Here is a 21415-nt window from a genome sequence, read left to right on the forward strand (position 1 = left end):
GATCATCAGTGGAACCCAGCTTAGGCGTGAGAAAAGGGTGGGCTGGACGCGGCTAGTTACACACAAAATGTCCCTTAAGCCTCGATACCGGCATTGATCATCAGTGGAACCCAGCTTAGGCGTGAGAAAAGGGTGGGCTGGACGCGGCTAGTTACACACAAAATGTCCCTTATCGCGACACGCCGTAAAAACACACAAAATGTCCCTTAAGCCCCAAATTGAGAGACACAGAAAACTAAAGAGAAAGGGATGCGAAGATGGAAATTCAATCTTCGCATCCCGTGGGTGTGGTTACTTGCGCTAACCGTTGGATTCACCCGCGCTTCTGAAGCAGTTTGGCCGCTCCTTCAGAATGCTCTCATGTAGTGTGTCCCTCGCCACCCTCCAGGTCCTCAAACACCCTGGAGGGTGGTTCTATTTTGCAACACAACAACACATCACAACACCATGTTTTGTGTTGTACTCATTGTCCCCCTGACATGTCCCCCTGTCAACCGAAACCCCTCAATGCTCTGTCCCTTCTCGGCTCGCACCGATACTCTTTGAAAAAGTTCCCGCGCTCGGGAACCATTTTGGATTTCGAGCCCACTCCGGTCGACCGACGCTGCCGTTTCCCCAGTTCGCGACGCCTGTCCATGAAGATCGTTCCCCGCATCACGGTTCTCGGGGGAACTTTTTCGACGGGCGGGGGCGGTAAGCCGAGCGGCAGGCAGGGCCGTAGGGGCTACACACCCCGGTACCCTGGCTGGTATGTATTCGATGGAGCAGATGCGATCAGGTCAGTGGTACCTCCCCGGCGGCGAGGAGGCCGACGCCCAACACGCCCGGACGTGGGAGTTGATGCGCCAGGTCAACGCCCTGGGCAACACCGATCAGCCGCGGGCGGAGGAGCTGTTGCGGCAGGTGTTTTCCAACAGTGAGCACGTGCCGGGACTGTTCGCGCCGCTGCATGTGGAGTTCGGGCTGAACACCCGGTTCGGCAAGGGGTGCTTCATGAACTTCAACTGCGTCATCCTCGATATTGCGGAGGTGACCATCGGGGACGGGTCGGTGTTCGGGCCGGGCTGCCAGCTGATTACGGTGGGTCACCCGGTTGAGGATGCGGCGAAGCGGGCTGAGGGGTGGGAGATCGCGAAGCCGGTTCGGATTGGGAAGGACTGCTGGTTCGGGGCGGGTGCGATGGTGATGCCTGGCGTGACGGTGGGTGATCGTTGCGTGGTGGCCGCCGGCACGGTGGTGACGAAGGACGTGCCAGATGACTGTTTGGTGGCGGGGGTGCCGGGCGTCGTGAAGCGAAAGTTTGCGCAGGATGCCTGAGCACGCGTTTGACCTGGGCAAGATTGGGGAGGGGCTGCCCGTCGCGAAGGTGATTGGGGAGCTGCCGCGCACCGGGCCGCTGGTGGTGGAGGCGCCGCCTGGGACGGGTAAGACGACGCTGGTGCCACCGGCGGTGGCAAATGTGTGTGGGAAGACGCTGGTGACGGCGCCGCGGCGTGTGGCAGTGCGTTCGGCGGCGAAGCGGCTGGCGGACCTGGATGGGTCGCGGCTTGGGCAGCGGGTGGGCTACTCCATTCGTGGTGAGCATCGGGATGGTTCGCTGGTGGAGTTTGTGACGCCGGGTGTGCTGCTGAACCGCCTGTTGCAGGACCCTGGCCTGGAGGGCGTCAACGCGGTGATCATCGACGAGGTGCACGAGCGTGGCCTGGACACCGACCTGGTGCTGGCCATGTGCATGGAGACTGCCCTGCTGCGCGATGACCTGTACCTGTGCGCCATGTCGGCGACGCTGGACGCGCGCCGCTTCGCCGACCACATGGGCGCCGAGGTGCTGTCCACGGAGGCGGCGACCTACCCCGTCGAGGTCACATATGCTCCGCACGCTGGGCGGATGCAGGGTTCGCGCGAGTTCTACCGGCATGTGGCCGCCCTCGCGGAGGCGCCGGAGCGCACCCTGGTGTTCGTGCCGGGGGTGCGGGAGGTGGAGCTCGTCGCCAGCTTTCTTGACGACGCCACTCCGCTCCACGGCCGCTTGTCCTCCGCGGAGCAGGACGCCGCGCTCTACGGGGATGCTGCGGTGGTGGTGTCGACGAACGTTGCGGAGTCCTCGGTGACGGTGCCGGGTGTGCGCCGCGTGGTGGATGCCGGGCTTACCCGGGTGCCGCGGCGGGATGCCCGCGGGATGACGGGCTTGGTGACGGTCTCTGCGGCGAAAAGCAGTGCGGACCAGCGGGCGGGCCGCGCCGGTCGCCTGGGGCCTGGCACGGTGGTGCGGGCCTACTCGGAGACGGACTACCAGCACTTTCAACCGGATGTGGCGCCGGAGATCGCGACGAGTGACCTCACGCAGGCGGCGCTGCAATTGGCGGCGTGGGCGTCGCCAGACTTGCCGCTGCTGGACCCTCCCCCGGCGCACCACTTGGCCGCTGCACAGGAGACGCTGCGGCTCATCGGCGCGCTGGACGATGAGCACCGCATCACCGCCCTCGGTGAGAAGCTGGTGCGCATGCCGGTGGATCCGCGGCTGGGGGCCGCGTTGGTGAAGTTCGGCTCGGGCGCTGCGGACACGGTGGCCAAACTCGCCGACCAGCCCGCGAAACGCCTGGCCAGACTCGTACACCAGTCAGCGCCGGTGGCGCCTGGCGACGTGATCGCGGCGGCGTACCCCCAGTGGGTGGCCAAGCGCGACGGGGGCGAGTACCTGCTTGCCTCAGGAACGAGGGCGCGGCTGGACGTGCCGATCGGCGCCCCGGAGTGGATCGCGGCCGCAGAGGTGCAGCGCACTGCGCGGGGTGCGGTGATCCGCGCGGCGGAACCGCTTGCGATGCCGCAGGAGCGCGTCGAGGAGCACGTGCGCGCATCACTGGTGGACGGGAAAGTGCGCGCACGCAGGGTCAAAGCCATCGGCGCCATCGAACTGAGCGCCACCCCGATCCGCCCCGAGCCCCACGAGGTGGAAGAGGCACTGCGCGACATCAGCTTCGAAGATTTCGCGCTTGATAGCGCCGCCACCGCCCTCAAGCAGCGCCTCGATTTCCTGCACGCCACCATCGGCGAGCCGTGGCCGGACGTGACCAAGGGCGACTACTCGCTGGAGGTGGCGCAGTTGGCCAGGGGGGCGTCGATAAGAGAGCTGGACATGCGACAGGCGCTGATGCGGCAACTGCCGTGGCCCGAGGCTTCGCGGCTCGACGAGCTGGCGCCGACGCGCATCGCGCAAGGCAAGCTGGACTACTCGACGGGCCGACCCGTCGTGCGGCTGAAGCTGCAGCTGGCGTTCGGGCTGGCGGACTCGCCGGTGATTGGCGGGCAGCGGGTGCTGTTCCACCTACTCTCCCCTGCTGGGCGCGAGCTGGCGGTCACGGACGACCTGCGCAGTTTTTGGAACGGGCCCTACCAGGACGTGCGTAAGGAGATGCGCGGGCGCTACCCGAAGCACCCGTGGCCGGAGGACCCGTGGACGGCGACGCCTACTGCTCGAACGAAGCGCACGCTGAATAAATGATGCCGCCGCCGACAAGGCCAGCGACCGTCAGCACCGACGCGATGCCGAGGTCCGCATTGCGGCGGTTGTACTGGCGCGGCTTGAGGTGAATGTTCACCGGCTTCGCCAGGTTTGTAATCTGCAGGTTAACGCTGTCCTGCACCGCAACGATTGGTAGCCCCATTTGGGTGGCAAAGCCGAGCGGGATCAGTGCCAGCAGCGGAATGCCCACTGCCAAGGAAGTCTTGGAACACTTCGGCGTGATCTGCTCAAAACCGAGCGGCTTCAGGAAGTCCGGTGCCACGCCTTCATCCGTTCCCGGGTTCGCCACAGTGACTCGGACCGGGATGATTTCCGTGGATTCGTCGCCGTAGTGGGCAACGACTGGCCACTGGTAATCGCCAGGATCGACGCCGACAGATGGCGTCAGCTCGATGGAGCCATCGGCTTCAGAAAGGTGCGCCCAGCTGGGGATACTCGTGCCGCTGTACCAGGCTTGGCCCCTGGGCAGTGGTGGGGGTAGTGTTTCCGTACTACCGATAGTTACGGTTGTAACGGGGTAATTGCCCTGCACGATCGCCTGTCCGTGCGCAGTTTCTACCGCCACGGCATGTGGGGAGGTGCAGGCAAGCATGACTGCACACGCAGCAGCTGTAATCCGGCCACGCATGACCGACCTCCTTCGACGCTTCACGGCTCTCATCATAAGGTAACTTATTCTCCATGACTAATGCCCAATCACACACGGTGACCATGTGGACGCTGGTGTCGCTCATTATTGGCTCCACCATTGGCTCCGGCATCTTCGCCTTGCCGCAAAATATTGGCTCCGTGGCGAGCCCCGGCGCAATGCTCATCGGCTGGGTTATCGCCGGGGTGGGCATGCTCTCCATCGCGTTCGTGTTCCAGATCCTGGCGCGGCGCAAACCGCACCTGGACTCGGGCGTGTACTCCTATGTACGCGCTGGCCTGGGCGACTTCATCGGGTTCACCTCTGGACTGGGCTACTGGTTGGGTTCCGTGATGGCACAGGTGGGCTACGCCACCCTGTTCTTCTCCACGGTGGCCTACTACTTCGCCCCGCTGAATAATCGGTGGGTGCTGGCTGTGGCGGTATCCGTGATGACGTGGGGTATCTTCATCATGCTGACCCGCGGCGTGAAGCAGGCTGCCGTGATGAACGTGGTCACCACGGTGGCCAAGCTGGTGCCGATCCTCTGCTTCATCGTCTTGGTCGCCTTCCTCGGCTTCTCCTGGGACAAGTTCACCTTGGACTTCTGGGGCGAGGGCTCGGCCATCCCGTTCTCGCAGCAGCTGCAGGGCATCATGCTCTACACCGTGTGGGTCTTCATCGGCATTGAGGGCGCCTCCGTGTACTCCAAGCAGGCGAAAACCCGCAAGGACGTGGGCCGCGCGACCATCATCGGCTTCCTGTCGGTGCTGTTGCTGCTGGTCTTAGTGTCCACGCTCTCCTACGGCGTGCTCACCCAGGAGGAGCTGGCGGCGCTGCCGGAGAACTCGATGGGTGCCGTGCTTGAGGCGGTCGTCGGCCCGTGGGGCGGCGTGTTCATCTCAATCGGCCTGTGTCTGTCGGTGCTGGGCGCGTACGTATCCTGGCAGATGCTGTGTGCCGAGCCGATCGTGCTCATGGCGAACGACGGCCTGCTGCCGCAGTCGCTCGGCGTGGCCAACAAAGCGGGCTCCCCGTTCCGCGCGCAGCTGATCTCCACCGTGGTGATCCAGCTGTTCGTGATCATCTTCTTCGCCAACGAGACGTCCTATAACGCGATGGTGCAGCTGGCGACCATCATGTACCTGCTGCCGTACATCTTCTCCTCGCTGTACCTCATCCTGCTCGCGGTGCGCGGCAAGGGGCTTAACCACCCGAACGCGGGCGTGCGTTTCGACGACTCCGGTCCGGAGGTCAGCCGCAGCGACAACCAGCGCCACCTCATCGTCGGCGCGGTCGGTTTCGTGTACTCGATGTGGCTGATCTACGCCGCCGACCCGGTCTACGTGCTCTTCGGCGCGCTCGCCGTGGTTCCGGGCATCATCCCGTACGTGTGGACGCGCATCGCGAACAAGGAGCGCCTCTTCAACAGCTTCGAGTGGGTTGTGGTGGCGATCGTGATCGCGGGCGCTATCGCAGCCGTGGTCGGCCTGGCCAACGGCTCTCTGCAGCTCTAGTCAGCTCTCAGCAGCTCTAATCGTTTCGGCGGTCCGGGTCCACAGCTAGCTGTGGCCACAGGACCGTCGCGGTATTTTCGGCGTGCCGCTCGGCGGAGGCCTCACTGAACGCCTGGCGCATAACAATGCCGCCGAGCAGCATGCCCACGAAGGCGTACGGGTTGATGTTCGGGTTATACAGGCCCTCGTCCATCCCCTTGCGGATCCCCTCCACCATCCGTTCGAGGATTTCGGTTTCAAGGCGCAGACGCCACTGCGACACGAAAGGCTCTGCGCTGGCGATGATGGAGCCGATCAGCCTCACGCCCAGCGTCTCGTCGAGGTAGCGCTGCAGGTCAATCATGTATTTTACGAACTCTGCGCGCGTGGTGGGGAGGTAGATCGGGATCTGGAGCGCGATTGAGTCCAGCGCCGCGGTGATCATCTCGCGGCGGTCAGCGTAGCGGCGGTAGATCGTCGTCTTTGCGACACCACAATCCGCCACAACCTCGTCGATCGTTACAGAGTGCAATCCGCGATCGCGGGCGATGCTGAGCACCGACGCGAAAATCTTCTGCTCGGTTGCTGCCCTACGGGCCGGCCTAAGAATCTTCTGCTGCTTTTCCACGCCGCCATTATTGCACGAATTCTTGCCACCCAAGCCGCGCGCATAGAACAACTACGAGCGTCAATAAGGCGATTCGGACCAACTTGGACCCGCCCTGCAGCACGGTGCGCGCGCCGAGCTGCGCGCCGATGACGTTCGCGATCGCGAGCGCGATTGCCAGCGACCAGTCCACGTAGCCCCCGGCGATGAACACTCCGAGCGCGCCGATGTTCGTCGCGGTGTTGACCACCTTCGCCATCGCCGCGGACTCGAGGAAGGTTTGAGAGAACACAGCTGTAAACGCCATGATGAGGAACATGCCGGTGCCGGGGCCGAAGACGCCGTCGTACCCACCGACGAGCAGGGCCACCGCGACGCCGAGCGCCACCCGGCGCGGCGTGATGATGCGGTTGCCCTCCGACCCAAACGAGGGCTTACACACCACGAAGATGCCCACTGCCAGCAGTAACACAATGATGAGTGGGCGTATCACGGAGTCGCTGACGAGCGCGACGGCCAGCGCACCGCCCGCGGAGGCGCACATCGCGGCGAGCGCGAAGCCCCACGTGCAGCGCGGAACCCCAACCTTGCGCACCATGGTGACCGCGGCGGAGGAGGTGCCGGTGAACGCCGCGAACTTATTCGTCGCCAGGACGGCGGCGGCAGGCATGCCGGTGGTGGACATCAGCACAGGGATGAGCACCAGGCCACCGCCGCCGATGACGGCGTCAATCCAGCCGGCGGTCAGTGATGCAATCAGCAGGGCGACAATCATGCACTAAAGAGTAATATCAACAGCCATGCTTCGTTGGTGTGTGGTCGTCCCGGTGTCAATCGCGCTCGGTTGGGCCTTCAGCGCGCTGCACCTTCCGGCCGCGTGGATCCTGGGGGCGATCGTCGCATCGGGCGCGGTGGCGCTGCGCAGCGGGCGCGACCTTCCCATCAACGAGCTCCTGTTCACGTGCACCCGCGGCGTGATCGGCGTACTGGCGGCGCTGCCACTGGTGGGCATCCCCCCGAAGACGCTGTTGCCGTTCCTGCTGCCCGGCCTGCTGGCCGCGGCGAGCATGATCGGGTTGGCCTACGTGGGCGGCGCGGTGCTCGCGCGCAAGGGAATCTCGCAGGAAACCGGGGTGTTGTCGCTGCTCGCGGGCGGTGCGTCGCTCATGCCGGTCATCGCGAAGGAGATTGGTGCCGACGTCCGCTACGTCGCTCTGACGCAGTACCTGCGCCTGCTCGTCGTGTCGATGACGCTGCCGGTGGTGGCGGGGCTGCTCACTACCAAGCACGCCTCCGCCACGGAGCATCTGGAGCCCTACTGGTGGATGTGGTTGCTGGTGCCGGCGCTGGTGGCGGTTGGGCAGCCGATCGCGAAGGTGCTGCACATCCCGAACCCGTCGATTTTCGGCCCGATGATCGTCACCGCAGTGGTCGGCTCCTTCATGGACGTGGTCATCGTTCCGCCGGAGCCGCTGAACATCGCGGCGTTCTTGTGCATTGGCTGGGCGTGCGGCGGCGGCCTATCCGTACCTGCCCTGAAGCAGTTCTCCCGCCTGCTGCCCATCACGATCGTCTACATCGCCGCCCTCATGGCAGCCTGCGCCGGACTGGGCTGGCTGCTGGCGCTGTGGCTGAATATCAGCTTCTACGAGGGGTACCTGGCCACCACGCCAGGCGCACTCGAGACGGTGCTGGCACTCACCGCGGAGGGCGGGGTGGGCCCGGCGGTCGTGGCGGTCCAGCTGATCCGCCTGATCTGCATCCTGCTGTTCGCGGGTTACCTGCCGAAGTTGGTCAACTGGCAGAATCGCAAACGCAACGGCTAGCAGGCTAGTCGTGGTGGTTGAGCACCTCGTGGGCCAGCATGTCCATCGGCATCGACCCGAACTTGAGCGCCTTGTCGTGGAACTGGCGCAGCGTCATGCCCTGCTCCAGGGCGCTGTCGCGCAGTGAGCACCAGTCGCGGTAGCCGATGGCGTAGCTCGGCGCCTGGCCCGGCCAGCCCAGGTAGCGGTCCAGTTCGAAGGCGATGTGGGACTCTGGCATGGCGGAGTTGTCGCGCAGGAACGCCTTGGCGTAGGCGGCGTCCCACACGCCGGTGCCGTCCGGGGTGGCCTTCTTGAGGTGGACGCCGATGTCGATCATGACGCGGGCGAGGCGGAGCCGGCGGGCGTCGAGAAGCCCCATGCGGAAGCCTGGGTCGTCGAAGTGGCCGTGCTCCCCCATGAGCTCCTCGGCGTAGAGCGCCCAGCCCTCGCCGTGTGCGGAGTTCCAGCACGCGGTGCGACGCCACAGGTTGAGGTCGTTGCGCTGCATGAGCGCGGTGCCGATCTGCAGGTGGTGGCCCGGGATACCCTCGTGGAAGACGGTGGTGAGCTCCTGCCAGGTGTGGAACACTTCCTGGCCCTCCGGCACTGACCACCACATGGTGCCGGGGCGGATCAGGTCGTCGGACGGCGGGGTGTAGAAGATGCCGCCGGAACCGGCGTGGTCAATCGCGCACTCTACCTTGTGCAGGCCCTCCGGGATGGTGACGTCAACGCCGTCGAGGTCCCGCATGACCTGCTCGTTGACGGAGTTCATCCACTCCAGCAGGGCGTCGGTGCCGCGCAGGGTGTAGCGCTCCTCCTCGTTGAGACGCTTGTACGCACCCAGGATGGTGGCGTCCGGGCCGTAGAGCTTCTGCGCGAGCGCGCGCTGCTCAGCGACGGTTTCCTTCAGCTGCTCCTTGGCCCAGGTGTAGGCCTCGTCGAGGTTGATGCCGCGGCCCAAGAAGAACTCGGAGAAGAGTTCGTAGCGGTCGCGGCCGACGGCGTCGTCGTGGCGGCCGTGTGGCGCGAGCTCGGTGGACAGCCAGGTGGCCATCTCGTCGAATGCAGCCTTCGCCTTTTCGACGACGGCCGAGTCCTCCGGCAGACCCAGCTGGTCGAAGACGCTGTCGTCGTCGGTGAGGTCGCCGCACTGCTTGATCACGGCTTCGATCTGGCGGTACGCAGGCACATTGCCTGCCGACGCCGCCTCCGAAAGCGACGCGCGATAGCCCGCGAGCGCCGCCGGCACCTTGGACAGGCGCGCCTCAATGTGTTCGAAGTCCTCCTTGCTCACCTTCGGCATCAGCGCGAAGGAGTCGCGGATGGTCTGCACCGGCGAATCGATGTTGTTGAGCTGGCGCAGGTCCTCGCCCTGGTGGTGCAGCTCCAACTTGAATGCCATCCGGTCGCGCAGCAGCGAAGCGGTGAGATTGTCGACGTCGTCGAAGTCGTCTTCGTCGTCGGAGGCGTCCGTGGAGTCGTTGAGCGCGTCGACGTCGGCGACGACGTCACGGATGCGGTCGGCGACTTCGCCGTAGTACTCGGGGCTGAAGTCCTGCAGGTCGCAGTCGTGGCCTTCGAGGCCGATCTCCGTTGCCAGGGTAGGGATCAGCTCGGCGAGGTCGTAGAGAAAGTCTTCGCAGGTGGCGTCGAGTAGCGAAGGCTCGCGTTCTGACTGGGATGCGTGCTCCTCAAGCAAAGGATTGGTCATGGGTAGGCAGTGTAACCGAGGGACACGCTGAATGTGCACCTCTACACCCCATACAAACCGCATTGTCTACCGAGACGGCCCACTCTAGCTCGATAACTGGACAAAGCGGTCTACTACCGGTACATATATTCACATGCCTGCGACACGGACAGCGTTCCATCACCCAACAACCCCCGCCGCCAAGTGCCTGCACCTCATTCGCCTGCAGGAACAGTGCGTGCGACGAGACCTGATCGCAGCCACCGGCCTCTCGCAGCCCACCATCACCCGCGCCGTCACCGCGCTGGCAAACTCCGGCTACATCGTGGAACGCGGCGACCTGTCCGAGTCCACCGGCCGGGGCAGGCCCACCATGCCGCTCGAGCTCGGGGAACCGAACTCGCTGTACGCCGGGGTGGCCGTCGGCACCTTGAGCACCTACATCGCGCTGTTCGACCTCAAGGGGCGCACCCTGCGCAGCATCGATGTGGACATCCCCGTCGCACACATGAGTCCGGATGACTTCGTGCAGCACATCATGGCCGGGCTACACCGCCTCAGCGCCGGGATGGGCCGCCCGCTCGCAACCGTCGGCGTGACTACCTCGGGCACCGTCAACAAGGACGGCGAGGTCACCGCGGCAAACCTCGGCTGGCACGGGGTGCCGATCCGCCAGCAGATGCGGGAGCAGTTCGGCGTGCCCGTCGAGGTCGTCTCCATCAGCCAGGCGATCGTCGGCTCGGAGATGCAGTCGAGCCTGGACATCGACACCCCGCCGGTGATGGCGCTGTTCGCCGATGACTCGCTGGCCTGCGCAATGTCCACCCCGACCGGCGTGATGGCCATCGACGTCGCCAGCGATCACCTGACCACGCAGGGGCTCCTCAACGCCATCGGACAGTCGGCAGTACAGTCACTGCAGGAGGTCGTCGCGCTCGCGGAGCAGCAGTCGGCCACGCGCCAGGCGCTCGACCAGCGCGCACGCGGCCTCGGCTCACTCGTGGCCACGCTTGCCGACGCCCACACCCCCAGCACCGTCGTCGTCGCCGGCAGCGCCTTCATCGACGACCCGCAGGCGCCCGCCACGTTCGCGCGCACGGTGGTCAGCGAGGCCGAGCGCGCCCCGAAGCTGCGCATGATCCCTTCGCACCGCGAGATCGTGCGGGACATCGCGCGCGCGGTTGCACTGGATAAAGTGCTACGTGAACCGCTCTGTCTAGTTTAGATTTGACGCGTTTCTAGAGGATAGGTGTAGAATTTAGCTTCGTTTAATACCGATTAGTCTATAAATCTACACCTGGAGAACTTCATGCACCTTCCAAAGTGGATGACCGGGTTCGGCGCCCAAGTGATCGCCGGCCTGATCATCGGCCTCATCCTCGGGCTCATCGCCGCGGCCAACGACATCACCTGGCTCAGCGAGACGCTCAGCTGGGTCGGCAGCGCCTATGTGCAGCTGCTGAAGCTACTCATCCCGCCACTCGTGTTCACCGCGGTGGTCACCTCTATCGCGAACCTGCGCAAGGTCACCAACGCCGCGCGCCTTGCCTGGCAGACCCTGCTGTGGTTCGCCATCACCGCGTTCTTCTCGGTGATCATCGGCATCATCGTCGGCACCGTCATGCAGCCCGGCGCGAACTCGTCTGTCGACGCCTCCTCCGCCGCCGAACCAAGCGGCTCCGGCTCCTGGCTCGGCTTCCTGAACACCGTCATCCCGTCGAACTTCTTCGGGCTTGGTGTCAAGGTCTCGGAGACGAGCGCCTCGGTGAACTTCAACGTGCTGCAGATCCTGGTGATCTCTCTGCTCATCGGCGTGGCCGCCATCAAGGCGGGCAAGGCCGCGGAGCCGTTCCTGCAGTTCTCCGCCTCTTTCCTGGAGGTCATCCAGGTGGTGCTGTGGTGGATCATCCGCCTTGCCCCAATCGGTTCGGCGGCGCTCATCGGTAAGGCCGTGGCCACCTACGGCTGGGAGGCTCTGGGCAATCTCGGCCAGTTCGTGCTGGCGATCTACGTGGGCCTCGCGCTCGTGATCTTCGTGCTGTACCCGGCGGTACTGGCCGTCAATAAGGTGCCGGTCGGTGGCTTCTTCCGCCGCGTGTGGCCGGTGACCACCCTCGGCTTCGTCACCCGCTCCTCCATGGGCGTGATGCCGGTGAACCAGCGCACCGTCGAGGAGTCGATGGGCGTGCCGCGCGAGTACGCGGCCTTCGCAATGCCGCTCGGCGCGACCACGAAGATGGACGGCTGCGCCTCCATCTACCCGGCGATCGCGGCCCTGTTCGTCGCGCAGTTCTACGGCCTCGACCTGGGCGCGACGGACTACTTGCTCATCGTGATCGTGGCCGTGCTCGGCTCCGCGGCGACCGCGGGCACCACGGGCGCGACCGTCATGCTCACGCTGACGCTGTCCACCCTGGGCCTGCCACTGGCGGGTGTGGGCCTGCTGCTGGCGATCGAGCCGATCATCGACATGGGGCGTACTGCCGTCAACGTCACCGGCCAGGCCGTCGTCGCCGCCATCGTGGCGAAGCGCGAAGGCATCCTGGACGAAAAAATTTGGGACGCCGCAGAAGACGGCGCCCCAGCTCCCCAGCGAGGATAGCGATGCTACTGCTCGTCCGCTGCCCCACCACTGGTGGCGCGCAGCGCGCCGATCACGAGATCTAATGCCGCGCGAACGTTTTCTACGCGTTGCGCGGTTTCTTCATGCTCGCGGTCGCGCAGCATGCCGTCGATCAGGATGTCCTGTGTTCCGGCAGCCATGAAGCGGGCCGTGTCGCGCAGCGTTTCCTCCGTCAGAGCAATTTCTTCGCCTGACTCGATCTGGGTGTAGATCTTCTTCAGGTAGGCGTCCGCCAGAATGTTGCAGATCTTGTCGTTGAGATGGCCGTGCACCGAGGAGTTGATCAGATGCTTGACCGCCTTGTCGTAGCGCTCGAGGTGCTTCACCAGCCGCGCCACCTGGTCCGGGTACGTTTCGTCGATCACGATGTCATTGACGAAAGACTCGTAGGCAGGGAGGCAAATGTCGCACCCCGCAGCCAGGATGAGCGCGTCCTTGTCGTGAAAGTGCTCGTAGCAGGCCTGGCGGCTGACCTGCGCGTACTTCACAATCTGGGACAACGAAAGCTCATCCACCCGGTAATGGAGCAGCAGTTCCTTCGTTGCGTTCAGTAACGCCGTGCGCGTACGAACCGCGCGCGGGTCCATACTAAGTTCACGTGGTGTCATGAATGCAGGATACCTCACTGAGGCAAGCTCATTGCCCTACCGAACACTCCGAACACGCTCATTGCGCGTTTGACGGCTTCCTCGTAATTCTCGGACTCAGTCGCCGACTTCATAAAGATCGAAAACGCGCCGGAGCACAGGTAAGAAGCCACGTCGGCAGCTTCCTCGTCGGTCATCGGGACGACCTCGGCGCGCATCGCCGTCACCATGTCGTGCAGCATTGGCATCTCGGGCGTTGTAAAGCAAGCCATCAGCGTGGCGTGGGCCGGGCCGTTAATCACGTGGCTCAAGAGGCAACGAACCTCGGCGAGCTGCGAGAACAGCGCCTCCAGCGCAGGAGGCATCTCGCCGGTCTTCTTATACGTCTCGATGTAATCGTTCACCGCCGGGGCCAGCGCGCGCTGGATTGCTGCCTTGACGGCGGCGTCGCGGTCCTTGAAGTGCTCGTAGAAAACCTGGCGGCTCATCCCTGCCGCGTTCACAATCTGGGACACCGTGATGTCCTCAACCCGGTGCTCATTCAACAACTCGGTAGTTGTCTTGATGATCGCGTTCCGCGTTTTCACAGCGCGGGGGTCCTGGCTGAGTTCTCTTCGAGCCATACGACACCAACTCCTCTCTGGATGCCCACAAAAGCACCTAATATGCCAGACATGAACCTACATAGCGCAACAGTGGATCTCTTACGAACCCTTATCCAAAATACGTGTGTCAACGACCTTACCCCAACTTCGGGGGGGAGAATACCGCAACGCGGCCACGCTCGAATCGTTTTTCGACGGCGCTCCCGTGCGCATCCAAAAGTATGAACCCACAGATGGGAGGGTGTCTATCGCGTTTACCATCGAGGGTACCGACCCCTCCGCGGAGCCCCTCACGCTGCTCGGCCACACGGACGTAGTGCCCGTCGATAAGGAGCAGTGGACGCACGACCCCTTCGGCGCCGAAATTATCGACGGCCGACTCTACGGCCGCGGCGCCACCGACATGCTGTACATCACCGCCGCGATGGCCGCCGCCACCCGCGACGTGGCCCTGAGCGGCAAACGCCCGCGCGGCACACTGACTTTCGTGGGCGTGGCGGACGAGGAGGCGCGCGGCGGGCTCGGCGCCGGCTACCTCTCGCAGCTCGACCCGGAGCCGTTCAGCTGGAAGAACTGCCTCTCCGAGGAGGGCGGCTCCCACCTGCCGGTGCGCGACGGCTCGGACGCGATCGTCGTGGTGATTGGTGAGAAGGGCGCGGCCCAGCGCCGCCTCGTGGTGCGCGGGGACGCCGGCCACGGCTCCGCCCCGCACGACCGCGACATGGCCGTCACCAAGATTGGTGAGGTTGCTCGCCGTATCGCGTCGGTGCAGCCCTCCGTGACCACCGAGCAGCCGTGGCCGGACTACATCCGCGCCTGGAAATTCGACCCCGAGACCGAGGCCGCCCTGCTGCGCGGCGAAGGCTACGAGGCGCTCGGCGACCTGGCGCGCTACTCGCACGCCATGAGCCACCTGAGCATCGCACCGACGGTGCTGCGCGCGGGCGAGGCCATCAACGTACTGCCGTCCATGGCCTACATGGAGCTGGACATCCGCCCGCTGCCCGGCCAGAGCCAGGAGTGGATCGACGAGCAGCTGCGCACGGCGCTCGGCGACCTGGCCAGCGAGGTGGAGATCCAGCACCTCATCACCGAGGACGCCACCATCTCCCCCACCGACTCGCCGCTCTATCAGGCGATCTGCGAGACCTACGCCGAGTTCTTCCCCGACGCCGTGGTGGTCCCAACTATCGCCGCCGGCGGCTCGGACCTGCGCTTCGCGCGCCGCAAGGGCGGGGTGGGCTACGGATTTGCGATGCACGCCCGTGAGCGTCACCTGGGTCAGGTGCTGGATTTGCTGCATGGCCACGACGAATACGTGGATATCGAGGACGTTCACCTCACCGTGGACGCCTACCGCAGCCTGATTCGGCGCTTCCTCGACGCCTAACCGGGTGTGACAGATGGGGCTGATGTGACATACTGGCGGCTATGAAAATTCGCACAGCTGCACTCACCGCACTCATGGCCGCCACCGTTTCTACCGGCGTGGCCTCCGCTGACGCCATCGACGACGCCCTGGCAAAGCTTCCCGCAGGCCAGATCTCCTGCGATCAGGCATCCCGCTACTGGACCAACGACGCCGACTTCAACGCCAAGAAGCGCCAGGCCCAGACCATCGCAGCCTTCGACCGCCGCGGCCCGCAGATCCAGGCCGCGCTCGGCCGCGTGGAGGAAGCCGCCAACCGCTGCGGCCTGCGCGGCACCACGGGCGCGCCTGCAAATAAGCAGCAGCCTGCCCAGCAGAACGCGCAGCCAGCGCAGCCTGCCCAGCAGAATGCCCAGCCGGCCCCCGCACCCGCACCGCAGGGCACACCTGTGATCACGCTGGCACCCGCCAACGTGCCCACCTTCGACATGCCGGTCGCGGGCGCGGTCACGCTGCGCCTGCCGGACCTGTCCGTCATTGCCCGGGAGCTGCTGGCCAAGTACGCACCGGGTTCCTCCCTGCCGTTCTAGGCCGTTCTAGCGGTTAGACAGCAGACCACTCGTAGCAGGTCTCGCCCCCGGACGTGATGCGCACGCCCGGCGCGGGGTCGAGCCAGGCGGTCACCGTCGCGCGCTCCGAACCGGATTCGAGCGCCACGGTGATCGCCTCATTTGTTTTGTCGGTCACCTCGAGGGTGGCGGTTTCGAGCCAGCGGTGGCGGCGTCGAAAAGCGATGAGCTTCTTGTGCTCCTCGAAGATCCACTGCCCCAGACTCGAAAGCTCCGCGGGGCTGGCTGGCAGCGGCGGGCGCACGGGGTCGTCGGCGGCGAACCCCTCCCCGCGCAGGCCCTCGAAGCCCTGCTCATCGCCGTAGTAGATGCTGGGCATGCCGGGCAGCGCCATGAGCAGCGCCGTGGCCACAAGCGCGCCGTCCTGCCCCACCTTCGAAGCAATCCGGTCCACGTCGTGGTTGCCGACGAACGTGTTGGGCACCATGTGCTCGCACAGGTCGCGGTGGCGGCCCAGCGCGTGGTCAAGCTCCCAGAAGTTCACGTCCTTGATGGAGGACCACAGGGCCTTCCACAGCTCGTATTGAGTGACGGTGTCCAGGGTGCCCGCCGCGGCGATCTCGGCGTAGTCGCCGTGGATGACCTCGCCCAGGAAGAGCGCGTCCGGGAAGCGCTCGCGCACGCGCGCCAGCACGGTGCGCCAGAACTCCGGCGGCACCGAGTACGCCACGTCCAGGCGCCAGCCCGTGATGCCGCGTTCGAGCCAGTAGCACATGACGTCGGTGACCAGGTCCGCCACGCGCGGGTCCTCGTGGTGGAGGGTGGCCAGCTCGCCGTGGCCTTCCCAGTCCGTGTCGCCGGCCAGGCCCTGCGCCACCAGCGGGTGGGTGCGCGCGACGTGGTTGAACACGCCATCGAGCATCACGTGGATGCCGCGCTCGCGGCAGGCGGCCATCAGGTGGTCGAAGTCCTCGTTGGTGCCCAGGCGGGGGTCGATCTGGAAGTGGTCCAGCGTGTCATAGCCGTGGGACACCGATTTGAAAATCGGGCCGAGCAGCAGCCCGTTGCAGCCGAGCTCGATCAGGTAGTCCAACCAGGGCTCGAGCTGCCGCAGGCGCGGCGCTTCGTCGTGCTCCTCGCGGATCGGTGCGCCCGTGGCGCCCAGCGGGTAGACGTGCCACCAGATAATGTCTGACGTGGACAAGTTCCTCACACTTTCTATTGAGCAAAGCTCAGTACTGTAGGGTGGTGTCCATGACACAACCACGACGGAGGCTCAGCGTCGAGCAACGCCAGGAAGAAATCCTCGCCGCTGCCACGGACATCTTCTCCACCACACCTTACGTGGAAGTCTCCACCCAGGACATCGCCGACGCCTGCGGTGTGTCCCAAGGCCTCCTCTTCCACTACTTCGAATCCAAGGCAGGGCTCTACACCGCTTTCCTCAAGGCACACACCCAGCCGCTTTTCGACGACCACCTCGACCCCAACACCGACACCCACGAGGCTCTGCGCAGCACCCTGGAGCGCTACCTCAACCACGTCGCCGAGCACCCGTTCGTGTGGCTGGCCGGTCGCCGCGGCGGCGCCGAACCCACCGAGGCAATCAACCTGCGCATTGAGATGCGCGACGCCTCCGTCGAAACGCTGTGCTCCCTGCTGGGCCGCGACGACGAGCACGCCGCACGCGCCGCATCCGGGATGCTCGGCTTCCTCGACGCCGTCTGCATCGACTGGGTCGACGAAAGCTGCCCCGCCCCCGAACGCGACGACATCATCGACACCGCCATCGGCGCACTCACGGGGGCACTCGCCGCTACACAGAAGTAGCACTTCGAGAGGTCTATCCCCTAAACTTTGCGCATGCACAAGTTGACCTCCGGCGCCCTCGTTGTCGCCCTGACCGGCACCGCCGTCACCGTCCCCGCCACCATCAACCCCACCGCCCACTACGCCGAAGCGCAAGGCCTCCTCGGCCTCGGCGGGCAGGCGTTGCAGGGGCTCGTCGAAAAGGGCGAAGCCAAAGTCGCCGAACTCGAATCCCAGCTATGGAAAGCCGACCTGGCGCTCAAGGGCGCGCAGGCTGTCCTCGAGATGAAGCGCTGGGGCGTCGTCCTCGCCATCGGCGAGGAGAACAAGAAGGCCAAGCAAGCCGAGTACGACCAGCAGAAACTGCTCGTCGACTCCGCCGAACTCCTCGTCCGCACCACCAAGACCTCCCTCGACGCCGCACGCAAAACACTCGCCGTGACCAAGAAGCAGCTCGAGGACTTCAACGGCAAAGACCCATCCGCCTACGAAGACGCCCCCGAACCCGACATCAAACCCGTCGCCCTGCCCACCAACCTGCGCGAAGCCCTTGAGAGCATCACCGCGCAGCAGGAGGCAGTGGCCAAGCGCCAAGCACTTTTCGACGAAGCCGACTCCGCCTACACCAAACGCAAAAAAGAAGTCGACTCCAGCTGGTTCAGCTGGCTCGCCCCCTCCAACACCAAGGAGCTCGAGGGCCTGAAGAACCGTCGCGACGCCCGCAAAGCCAAACTCGACCTCGAACAAGCCCGCCTGGACAACATCACCCGCTCCATCGAACTCTTCGAAACCGTCGAAGCAGCAACGCCTTCGCACGAGGGCCACGGCGCCGACCGCTACGACGCCACCACCCCCACCAACATCGACGACGCTTCTCGACAGCTCGAGTTCGCCAACAGCACCCTCGAAGCCGCCACCCACCGCAAGGCCAACATCGAAGCCAACCTCGCCGCACTCACCGGATGGCAAGAGCGCAACCCATTCACCGGCTTCTGGCACAACGCCGACAAGTGGACCCTCGAACGCGCCCTCCGCGCCGTGGACAACGAAATCACCGACGCCACCAAACGCATCGCCGACAAAGCCGCCGCGCTGGAGGAACTGAAGAACGCGCCCGCGGAGACCGAGCCTTCGGCGCCGGAGGGTGTTGAGCCCTCTGAGACCGAGACTGCCGAGCCTTCTGCGACGGTAGAGCCTTCTGCGGCTGCCGAGCCGACCGAGGAGTCCGCCCCGCGGACACCGGAACCGTCGGAATCTGAAGCGCCTACTACCCCTGAATCTCCCGCAACCTCCTCAGAGGAGTCCGCCCCGCGGACACCGGAAACACCGGAAACAACAGAGCCAACTACGGACCTGTCCACGGCAACCTCAACACCAGCGACAACGTCTACTTCAACTCCGGAGGAGTTCGCCCCGCGGACACCCGAAGCTTCCGAAAGCGTTGAACCTGCAGACACTTCCGCCGAACCCGAAGATCAAATCGATATCGACGAGCTCACCCACAACCTCGACGAGGCAAAGAAACTCGAGCAGGACATGCTCGATTTGCAGAAGCTGCTGCAGCAGTACATCAACAAGCCTGAAGCCGAGACAACCGAGCCGTCCGAGACTGAGGTGACTCCAACGACCGTGACCGAGGTGTCCGCGGCAACCCCAGCACCAGCGACAACGTCTGCCCCGACCTCATCGGAGGTGTCCGCCGCGCGGACGACCCCGACTGAAATCCCTTCGAGCCAGCAGTCTGCCCCGCGGACAACTGAAGCCGCAAAGCCAGGTGTTGAGGTGTCCGCGGCAACCTCAACACCAGCGACAACGTCCACCCCAACCTCGGAGGTGTCCGCCGCGCGGACAACCACTTCGGCAAAGCTGTCCACGGTAGCCGTGGCCCCTACAACCTCGTCCGAGGTGTCCGCCGCGCGGACAACGGAGGAGACAGAACCGACCGCTGAAGATTCCGCCGCGCGGACAACCCCGACTGAAATCCCTTCGAGCCAGCAGTCTGCCCCGCGGACAACTGAAGCCGCAAAGCCAGGTGTTGAGGTGTCCGCGGCAACCTCAACACCAGCGACAACGTCTGCCCCGACCTCATCGGAGGTGTCCGCCGCGCGGACAACGGAGGAGACAGAACCCACTGCTGAAAGTTCCGCCCCGCGGACAACTAGCCAGGCGCCGGAAACTACGCAGCAGGCCAAACCAACGCAGCAGACGGAAGGGGCTGCGAGTGGGGCGGAGGGGTCGTCGGCAAGTAGTTGGCTGTGGCTGATCCTGCCGCTGCTGCTGGCGCTTGGGTTCGGCGGTGCGGCGTACGCGGACCTGATTCCGGGCGTGCGACTGCCGAGGATGTAGCGCGCGCACCAGATTCCTTGTTTTCTGCAGGCGGATTTGGAAAAGCCCTGGTCGCGGGAGGCGAGTGAGGGAATTTGGTGTGCATAGAGAAGGTCTGAGTGCCAATGGACGCAACCTCTTTTGGGCTAGCTATTCATACTAGCTGGTAATAAAAGCGCTAGATGTTTAGGCTTGCGTCTTTTGGCACTGGCTCCCGGGAAGAGTCGGAAAGACTACCCCAGGCTGAACTTTGAGCCCCGAGGCCCCTCCTTTTATGCCCGCCGGGGGTGTTCCATTGACTGGAACGTGGGTTTTAGCCAATTATTCTTCCGTTTAAAGTCACTCCCACAGATGACACAGATCACAGAGGGGAAGTGGCTATGAGTAAGATCGCAGAACTCATTGATCCGGTCGGAGGATACGTTTCCGGCAAGATTTTCGCCGACGAGGACATCTACCGCCAGGAGTTGGAGACCGTCTGGCAGCGTACCTGGGTGTTCCTTGCGCACGAGTCGATGCTGCCGAAGCGCGGGTCCTACATCCAGACTTACATTGGTGAGGACCCGGTCATTGTTGTGCGCCAGAAGTCCGGCGAGGTCAAGGCGTTCCTGAACCAGTGTCGCCACCGCGGTATGCGTATCTGCCGCGCTGACCGCGGTCAGGCGAAGTCCTTCATGTGTTCCTTCCACGGCTGGTCTTACGACCTTGAGGGCAACTTGACCAACATCCCGCATGAGAACAATGCGTACCCGGAGGGCATCGATAAGTCGAAGTTGTCGGCAATCAAGGTGCCGCGCATCGAGAACTACAAGGGCTTCATCTTCGGCTCCTGGGATGAGACGATCCCGCCGCTGGAGGAGTACCTGGGCAACGCGAAGTACTACCTGGACGGCTACATGGACCGCTACGAGGGCGGCATGGAAGCCATCGCTGTACACAAGTGGGTCCTGCCGGCGAACTGGAAGTTCAACGTTGAGCAGCCGACGTCCGACATGCAGCACTCGGAGATCTCCCACGTCTCCGCGGTGGAGGCGCTCAGCTCCGGCTCGGACACCTTCGACCGCAAGACCGGCCGCAAGAAGGTCCCGGAGGGCCGCCAGTTCCTCAGCCCGTACGGTCACGGCGGTGCGTTCTTCGGCAAGCGTGACGCGGAGATCCCCAACACCGGCCCTGCGCTGATCGAGTGGGAGAACACCATCCGCGACTCCATCGTGGAGCGCCTCGGTGAGTTCCGCGAGGTCCGCGGCCACATGAACGTCTTCCCCAACTTCATGCTGCTGGGCAACTACACCTTCCGCGTCACCCACCCGCGTGGCCCGAACGAGATGGAGATCTGGTCCTGGGCGTTCGTGCCAAAGGACGCGCCGGAAGAGGTCAAGGAAGCCATCCGTGTCGACGTCATGCGCACCTTCTCCCCTGGCGGCATGTTCGAGCAGGACGACGCCGAGAACTGGGAGGAGATGCAGCACATCCTCCGCGGCGCGAAGTCCCGCGAGACCGGCTTCACCTACAACATGCGCCGCGTCCCCGTCAGCTACGACGATGACGGCTACCCAGGCGCGTCCACGGCACATGTCTACTCGGACAACGCCGCGCTGAACATGTACGGCTTCTACCGCGACCTGATGGAAGACAAGTCTTGGGAACAGCTCAAGGCCGAACGAGGGGGCGTTCCGGAGGTTGACCAGCGAGACTTCACCAAGGTGATGGATCCGGAAGCAGCAGCGGCAGCTGCAGCCTCTGACGGTGCTTACGAAGGCAACGTCGATTAGT

At 64.6% G+C, this 21415-nt stretch carries 17 protein-coding genes and 1 pseudogene; 11 read left to right on the forward strand and 7 right to left on the reverse strand.

Annotated features, from left to right (window positions below; all coding sequences use genetic code 11):
• The first annotated feature begins 750 nt into the window (after positions 1–750).
• Both QP752_RS05380 and QP752_RS05385 read left to right on the forward strand, forming a co-directional pair.
• Positions 751–1317: a sugar O-acetyltransferase gene (locus QP752_RS05380; protein ID WP_070363310.1), complete on the forward strand. Its 567-nt coding sequence runs from the start codon at positions 751–753 to the stop codon at positions 1315–1317.
• Entirely contained in the window at positions 1310–3502 is a 2193-nt protein-coding gene (locus QP752_RS05385; protein ID WP_070479006.1) for an ATP-dependent RNA helicase, read from the forward strand. The genes QP752_RS05380 and QP752_RS05385 overlap by 8 nt, the downstream gene beginning before the upstream one ends.
• Here the strand turns inward: QP752_RS05385 and QP752_RS05390 are convergent.
• Positions 3468–4151, reverse strand: a complete 684-nt coding sequence (locus QP752_RS05390) for a Rib/alpha-like domain-containing protein (RefSeq protein ID WP_070479007.1) — start codon at positions 4149–4151, stop codon at positions 3468–3470. The genes QP752_RS05385 and QP752_RS05390 overlap by 35 nt on opposite strands.
• Before the next feature lie 53 nt (positions 4152–4204).
• Between QP752_RS05390 and QP752_RS05395 the strand changes: the two genes are divergently transcribed.
• Positions 4205–5668, forward strand: a complete 1464-nt coding sequence (locus QP752_RS05395) for a basic amino acid/polyamine antiporter (RefSeq protein WP_070479009.1) — start codon at positions 4205–4207, stop codon at positions 5666–5668.
• A gap of 16 nt (positions 5669–5684) precedes the next feature.
• Here the strand turns inward: QP752_RS05395 and QP752_RS05400 are convergent, their stop codons facing one another.
• Positions 5685–6275, reverse strand: coding sequence for a TetR/AcrR family transcriptional regulator (locus QP752_RS05400; protein WP_168156206.1), 591 nt, complete (start codon positions 6273–6275; stop codon positions 5685–5687).
• Positions 6276–6282: 7 nt separating this feature from the next.
• Positions 6283–7029 (reverse strand): TSUP family transporter, encoded by a 747-nt coding sequence (locus tag QP752_RS05405; protein WP_252931184.1) that lies wholly within the window; start codon positions 7027–7029, stop codon positions 6283–6285.
• 25 nt (positions 7030–7054) lie between these two features.
• On the opposite strand from QP752_RS05405, the gene QP752_RS05410 reads away from it, so the two are divergent.
• Positions 7055–8080, forward strand: a complete 1026-nt coding sequence (locus QP752_RS05410) for an AbrB family transcriptional regulator (RefSeq protein WP_070363315.1) — start codon at positions 7055–7057, stop codon at positions 8078–8080.
• Positions 8081–8084: 4 nt separating this feature from the next.
• Here the strand turns inward: QP752_RS05410 and QP752_RS05415 are convergent, their stop codons facing one another.
• Entirely contained in the window at positions 8085–9776 is a 1692-nt protein-coding gene (locus QP752_RS05415) for a DUF885 domain-containing protein (protein ID WP_070363316.1), read from the reverse strand.
• Between the two features lie 133 nt (positions 9777–9909).
• Between QP752_RS05415 and QP752_RS05420 the strand changes: the two genes are divergently transcribed.
• A complete protein-coding gene (locus QP752_RS05420; RefSeq protein ID WP_284804768.1) occupies positions 9910–10980 on the forward strand; it encodes an ROK family protein in 1071 nt (356 codons plus the stop codon).
• An 84-nt stretch (positions 10981–11064) separates the two neighbouring features.
• Positions 11065–12357 (forward strand): dicarboxylate/amino acid:cation symporter, encoded by a 1293-nt coding sequence (locus QP752_RS05425; protein ID WP_070363318.1) that lies wholly within the window; start codon positions 11065–11067, stop codon positions 12355–12357.
• A 5-nt stretch (positions 12358–12362) separates the two neighbouring features.
• Here the strand turns inward: QP752_RS05425 and QP752_RS05430 are convergent, their stop codons facing one another.
• Positions 12363–12986 carry a TetR/AcrR family transcriptional regulator gene (locus tag QP752_RS05430; RefSeq protein WP_083290935.1) on the reverse strand — a complete coding sequence of 208 codons (624 nt, stop codon included), beginning with the start codon at positions 12984–12986 and terminating at the stop codon, positions 12363–12365.
• A gap of 14 nt (positions 12987–13000) precedes the next feature.
• Entirely contained in the window at positions 13001–13588 is a 588-nt protein-coding gene (locus tag QP752_RS05435) for a TetR/AcrR family transcriptional regulator (RefSeq protein WP_070479015.1), read from the reverse strand.
• Between the two features lie 51 nt (positions 13589–13639).
• On the opposite strand from QP752_RS05435, the pseudogene QP752_RS05440 reads away from it, so the two are divergent.
• Both QP752_RS05440 and QP752_RS05445 read left to right on the forward strand, forming a co-directional pair.
• Positions 13640–14960 (forward strand): annotated as a pseudogene (locus tag QP752_RS05440) (M20/M25/M40 family metallo-hydrolase).
• A gap of 41 nt (positions 14961–15001) precedes the next feature.
• Complete coding sequence (locus QP752_RS05445) at positions 15002–15529, forward strand: hypothetical protein (protein ID WP_070363321.1); 528 nt, start codon at positions 15002–15004, stop codon at positions 15527–15529.
• Between the two features lie 13 nt (positions 15530–15542).
• On the opposite strand, the gene QP752_RS05450 is transcribed toward QP752_RS05445, so the two are convergent.
• Positions 15543–16712, reverse strand: coding sequence for an alpha-amylase family protein (locus QP752_RS05450; protein ID WP_070363322.1), 1170 nt, complete (start codon positions 16710–16712; stop codon positions 15543–15545).
• Positions 16713–16762: 50 nt separating this feature from the next.
• On the opposite strand from QP752_RS05450, the gene QP752_RS05455 reads away from it, so the two are divergent.
• From QP752_RS05455 to QP752_RS05465, 3 genes are all read left to right on the forward strand, one after another.
• A complete protein-coding gene (locus QP752_RS05455; RefSeq protein ID WP_070479017.1) occupies positions 16763–17338 on the forward strand; it encodes a TetR/AcrR family transcriptional regulator in 576 nt (191 codons plus the stop codon).
• 33 nt (positions 17339–17371) lie between these two features.
• The gene (locus QP752_RS05460) at positions 17372–19663 is read left to right on the forward strand and encodes a hypothetical protein (RefSeq protein WP_284804770.1); all 2292 of its coding nucleotides are present in this window, start codon (positions 17372–17374) and stop codon (positions 19661–19663) included.
• Positions 19664–20022: 359 nt separating this feature from the next.
• On the forward strand, positions 20023–21414 hold the full coding sequence (locus QP752_RS05465; RefSeq protein ID WP_070363325.1) for an aromatic ring-hydroxylating dioxygenase subunit alpha: 1392 nt from the start codon (positions 20023–20025) through the stop codon (positions 21412–21414).
• Position 21415: the final 1 nt, after the last annotated feature.

Source organism: Corynebacterium sp. UMB10321 (genome assembly GCF_030228725.1).
In the GTDB taxonomy this organism is placed as follows: Bacteria; Actinomycetota; Actinomycetes; order Mycobacteriales; family Mycobacteriaceae; genus Corynebacterium; species Corynebacterium pseudogenitalium.

What these genes read in the sequence shown, in the direction of transcription:
- QP752_RS05380 (WP_070363310.1), top strand. Translation starts at nt 751, where the DNA reads ATGTATTCGATGGAGCAGATGCGATCAGGTCAGTGGTACCTCCCCGGC.
- QP752_RS05385 (WP_070479006.1), top strand. Translation starts at nt 1,310, where the DNA reads ATGCCTGAGCACGCGTTTGACCTGGGCAAGATTGGGGAGGGGCTGCCC.
- QP752_RS05390 (WP_070479007.1), bottom strand. Translation starts at nt 4,151, where the DNA reads ATGCGTGGCCGGATTACAGCTGCTGCGTGTGCAGTCATGCTTGCCTGC.
- QP752_RS05395 (WP_070479009.1), top strand. Translation starts at nt 4,205, where the DNA reads ATGACTAATGCCCAATCACACACGGTGACCATGTGGACGCTGGTGTCG.
- QP752_RS05405 (WP_252931184.1), bottom strand. Translation starts at nt 7,029, where the DNA reads ATGATTGTCGCCCTGCTGATTGCATCACTGACCGCCGGCTGGATTGAC.
- QP752_RS05410 (WP_070363315.1), top strand. Translation starts at nt 7,055, where the DNA reads ATGCTTCGTTGGTGTGTGGTCGTCCCGGTGTCAATCGCGCTCGGTTGG.
- QP752_RS05415 (WP_070363316.1), bottom strand. Translation starts at nt 9,776, where the DNA reads ATGACCAATCCTTTGCTTGAGGAGCACGCATCCCAGTCAGAACGCGAG.
- QP752_RS05420 (WP_284804768.1), top strand. Translation starts at nt 9,910, where the DNA reads ATGCCTGCGACACGGACAGCGTTCCATCACCCAACAACCCCCGCCGCC.
- QP752_RS05425 (WP_070363318.1), top strand. Translation starts at nt 11,065, where the DNA reads ATGCACCTTCCAAAGTGGATGACCGGGTTCGGCGCCCAAGTGATCGCC.
- QP752_RS05430 (WP_083290935.1), bottom strand. Translation starts at nt 12,986, where the DNA reads ATGACACCACGTGAACTTAGTATGGACCCGCGCGCGGTTCGTACGCGC.
- QP752_RS05435 (WP_070479015.1), bottom strand. Translation starts at nt 13,588, where the DNA reads ATGGCTCGAAGAGAACTCAGCCAGGACCCCCGCGCTGTGAAAACGCGG.
- QP752_RS05445 (WP_070363321.1), top strand. Translation starts at nt 15,002, where the DNA reads ATGAAAATTCGCACAGCTGCACTCACCGCACTCATGGCCGCCACCGTT.
- QP752_RS05455 (WP_070479017.1), top strand. Translation starts at nt 16,763, where the DNA reads ATGACACAACCACGACGGAGGCTCAGCGTCGAGCAACGCCAGGAAGAA.
- QP752_RS05460 (WP_284804770.1), top strand. Translation starts at nt 17,372, where the DNA reads ATGCACAAGTTGACCTCCGGCGCCCTCGTTGTCGCCCTGACCGGCACC.
- QP752_RS05465 (WP_070363325.1), top strand. Translation starts at nt 20,023, where the DNA reads ATGAGTAAGATCGCAGAACTCATTGATCCGGTCGGAGGATACGTTTCC.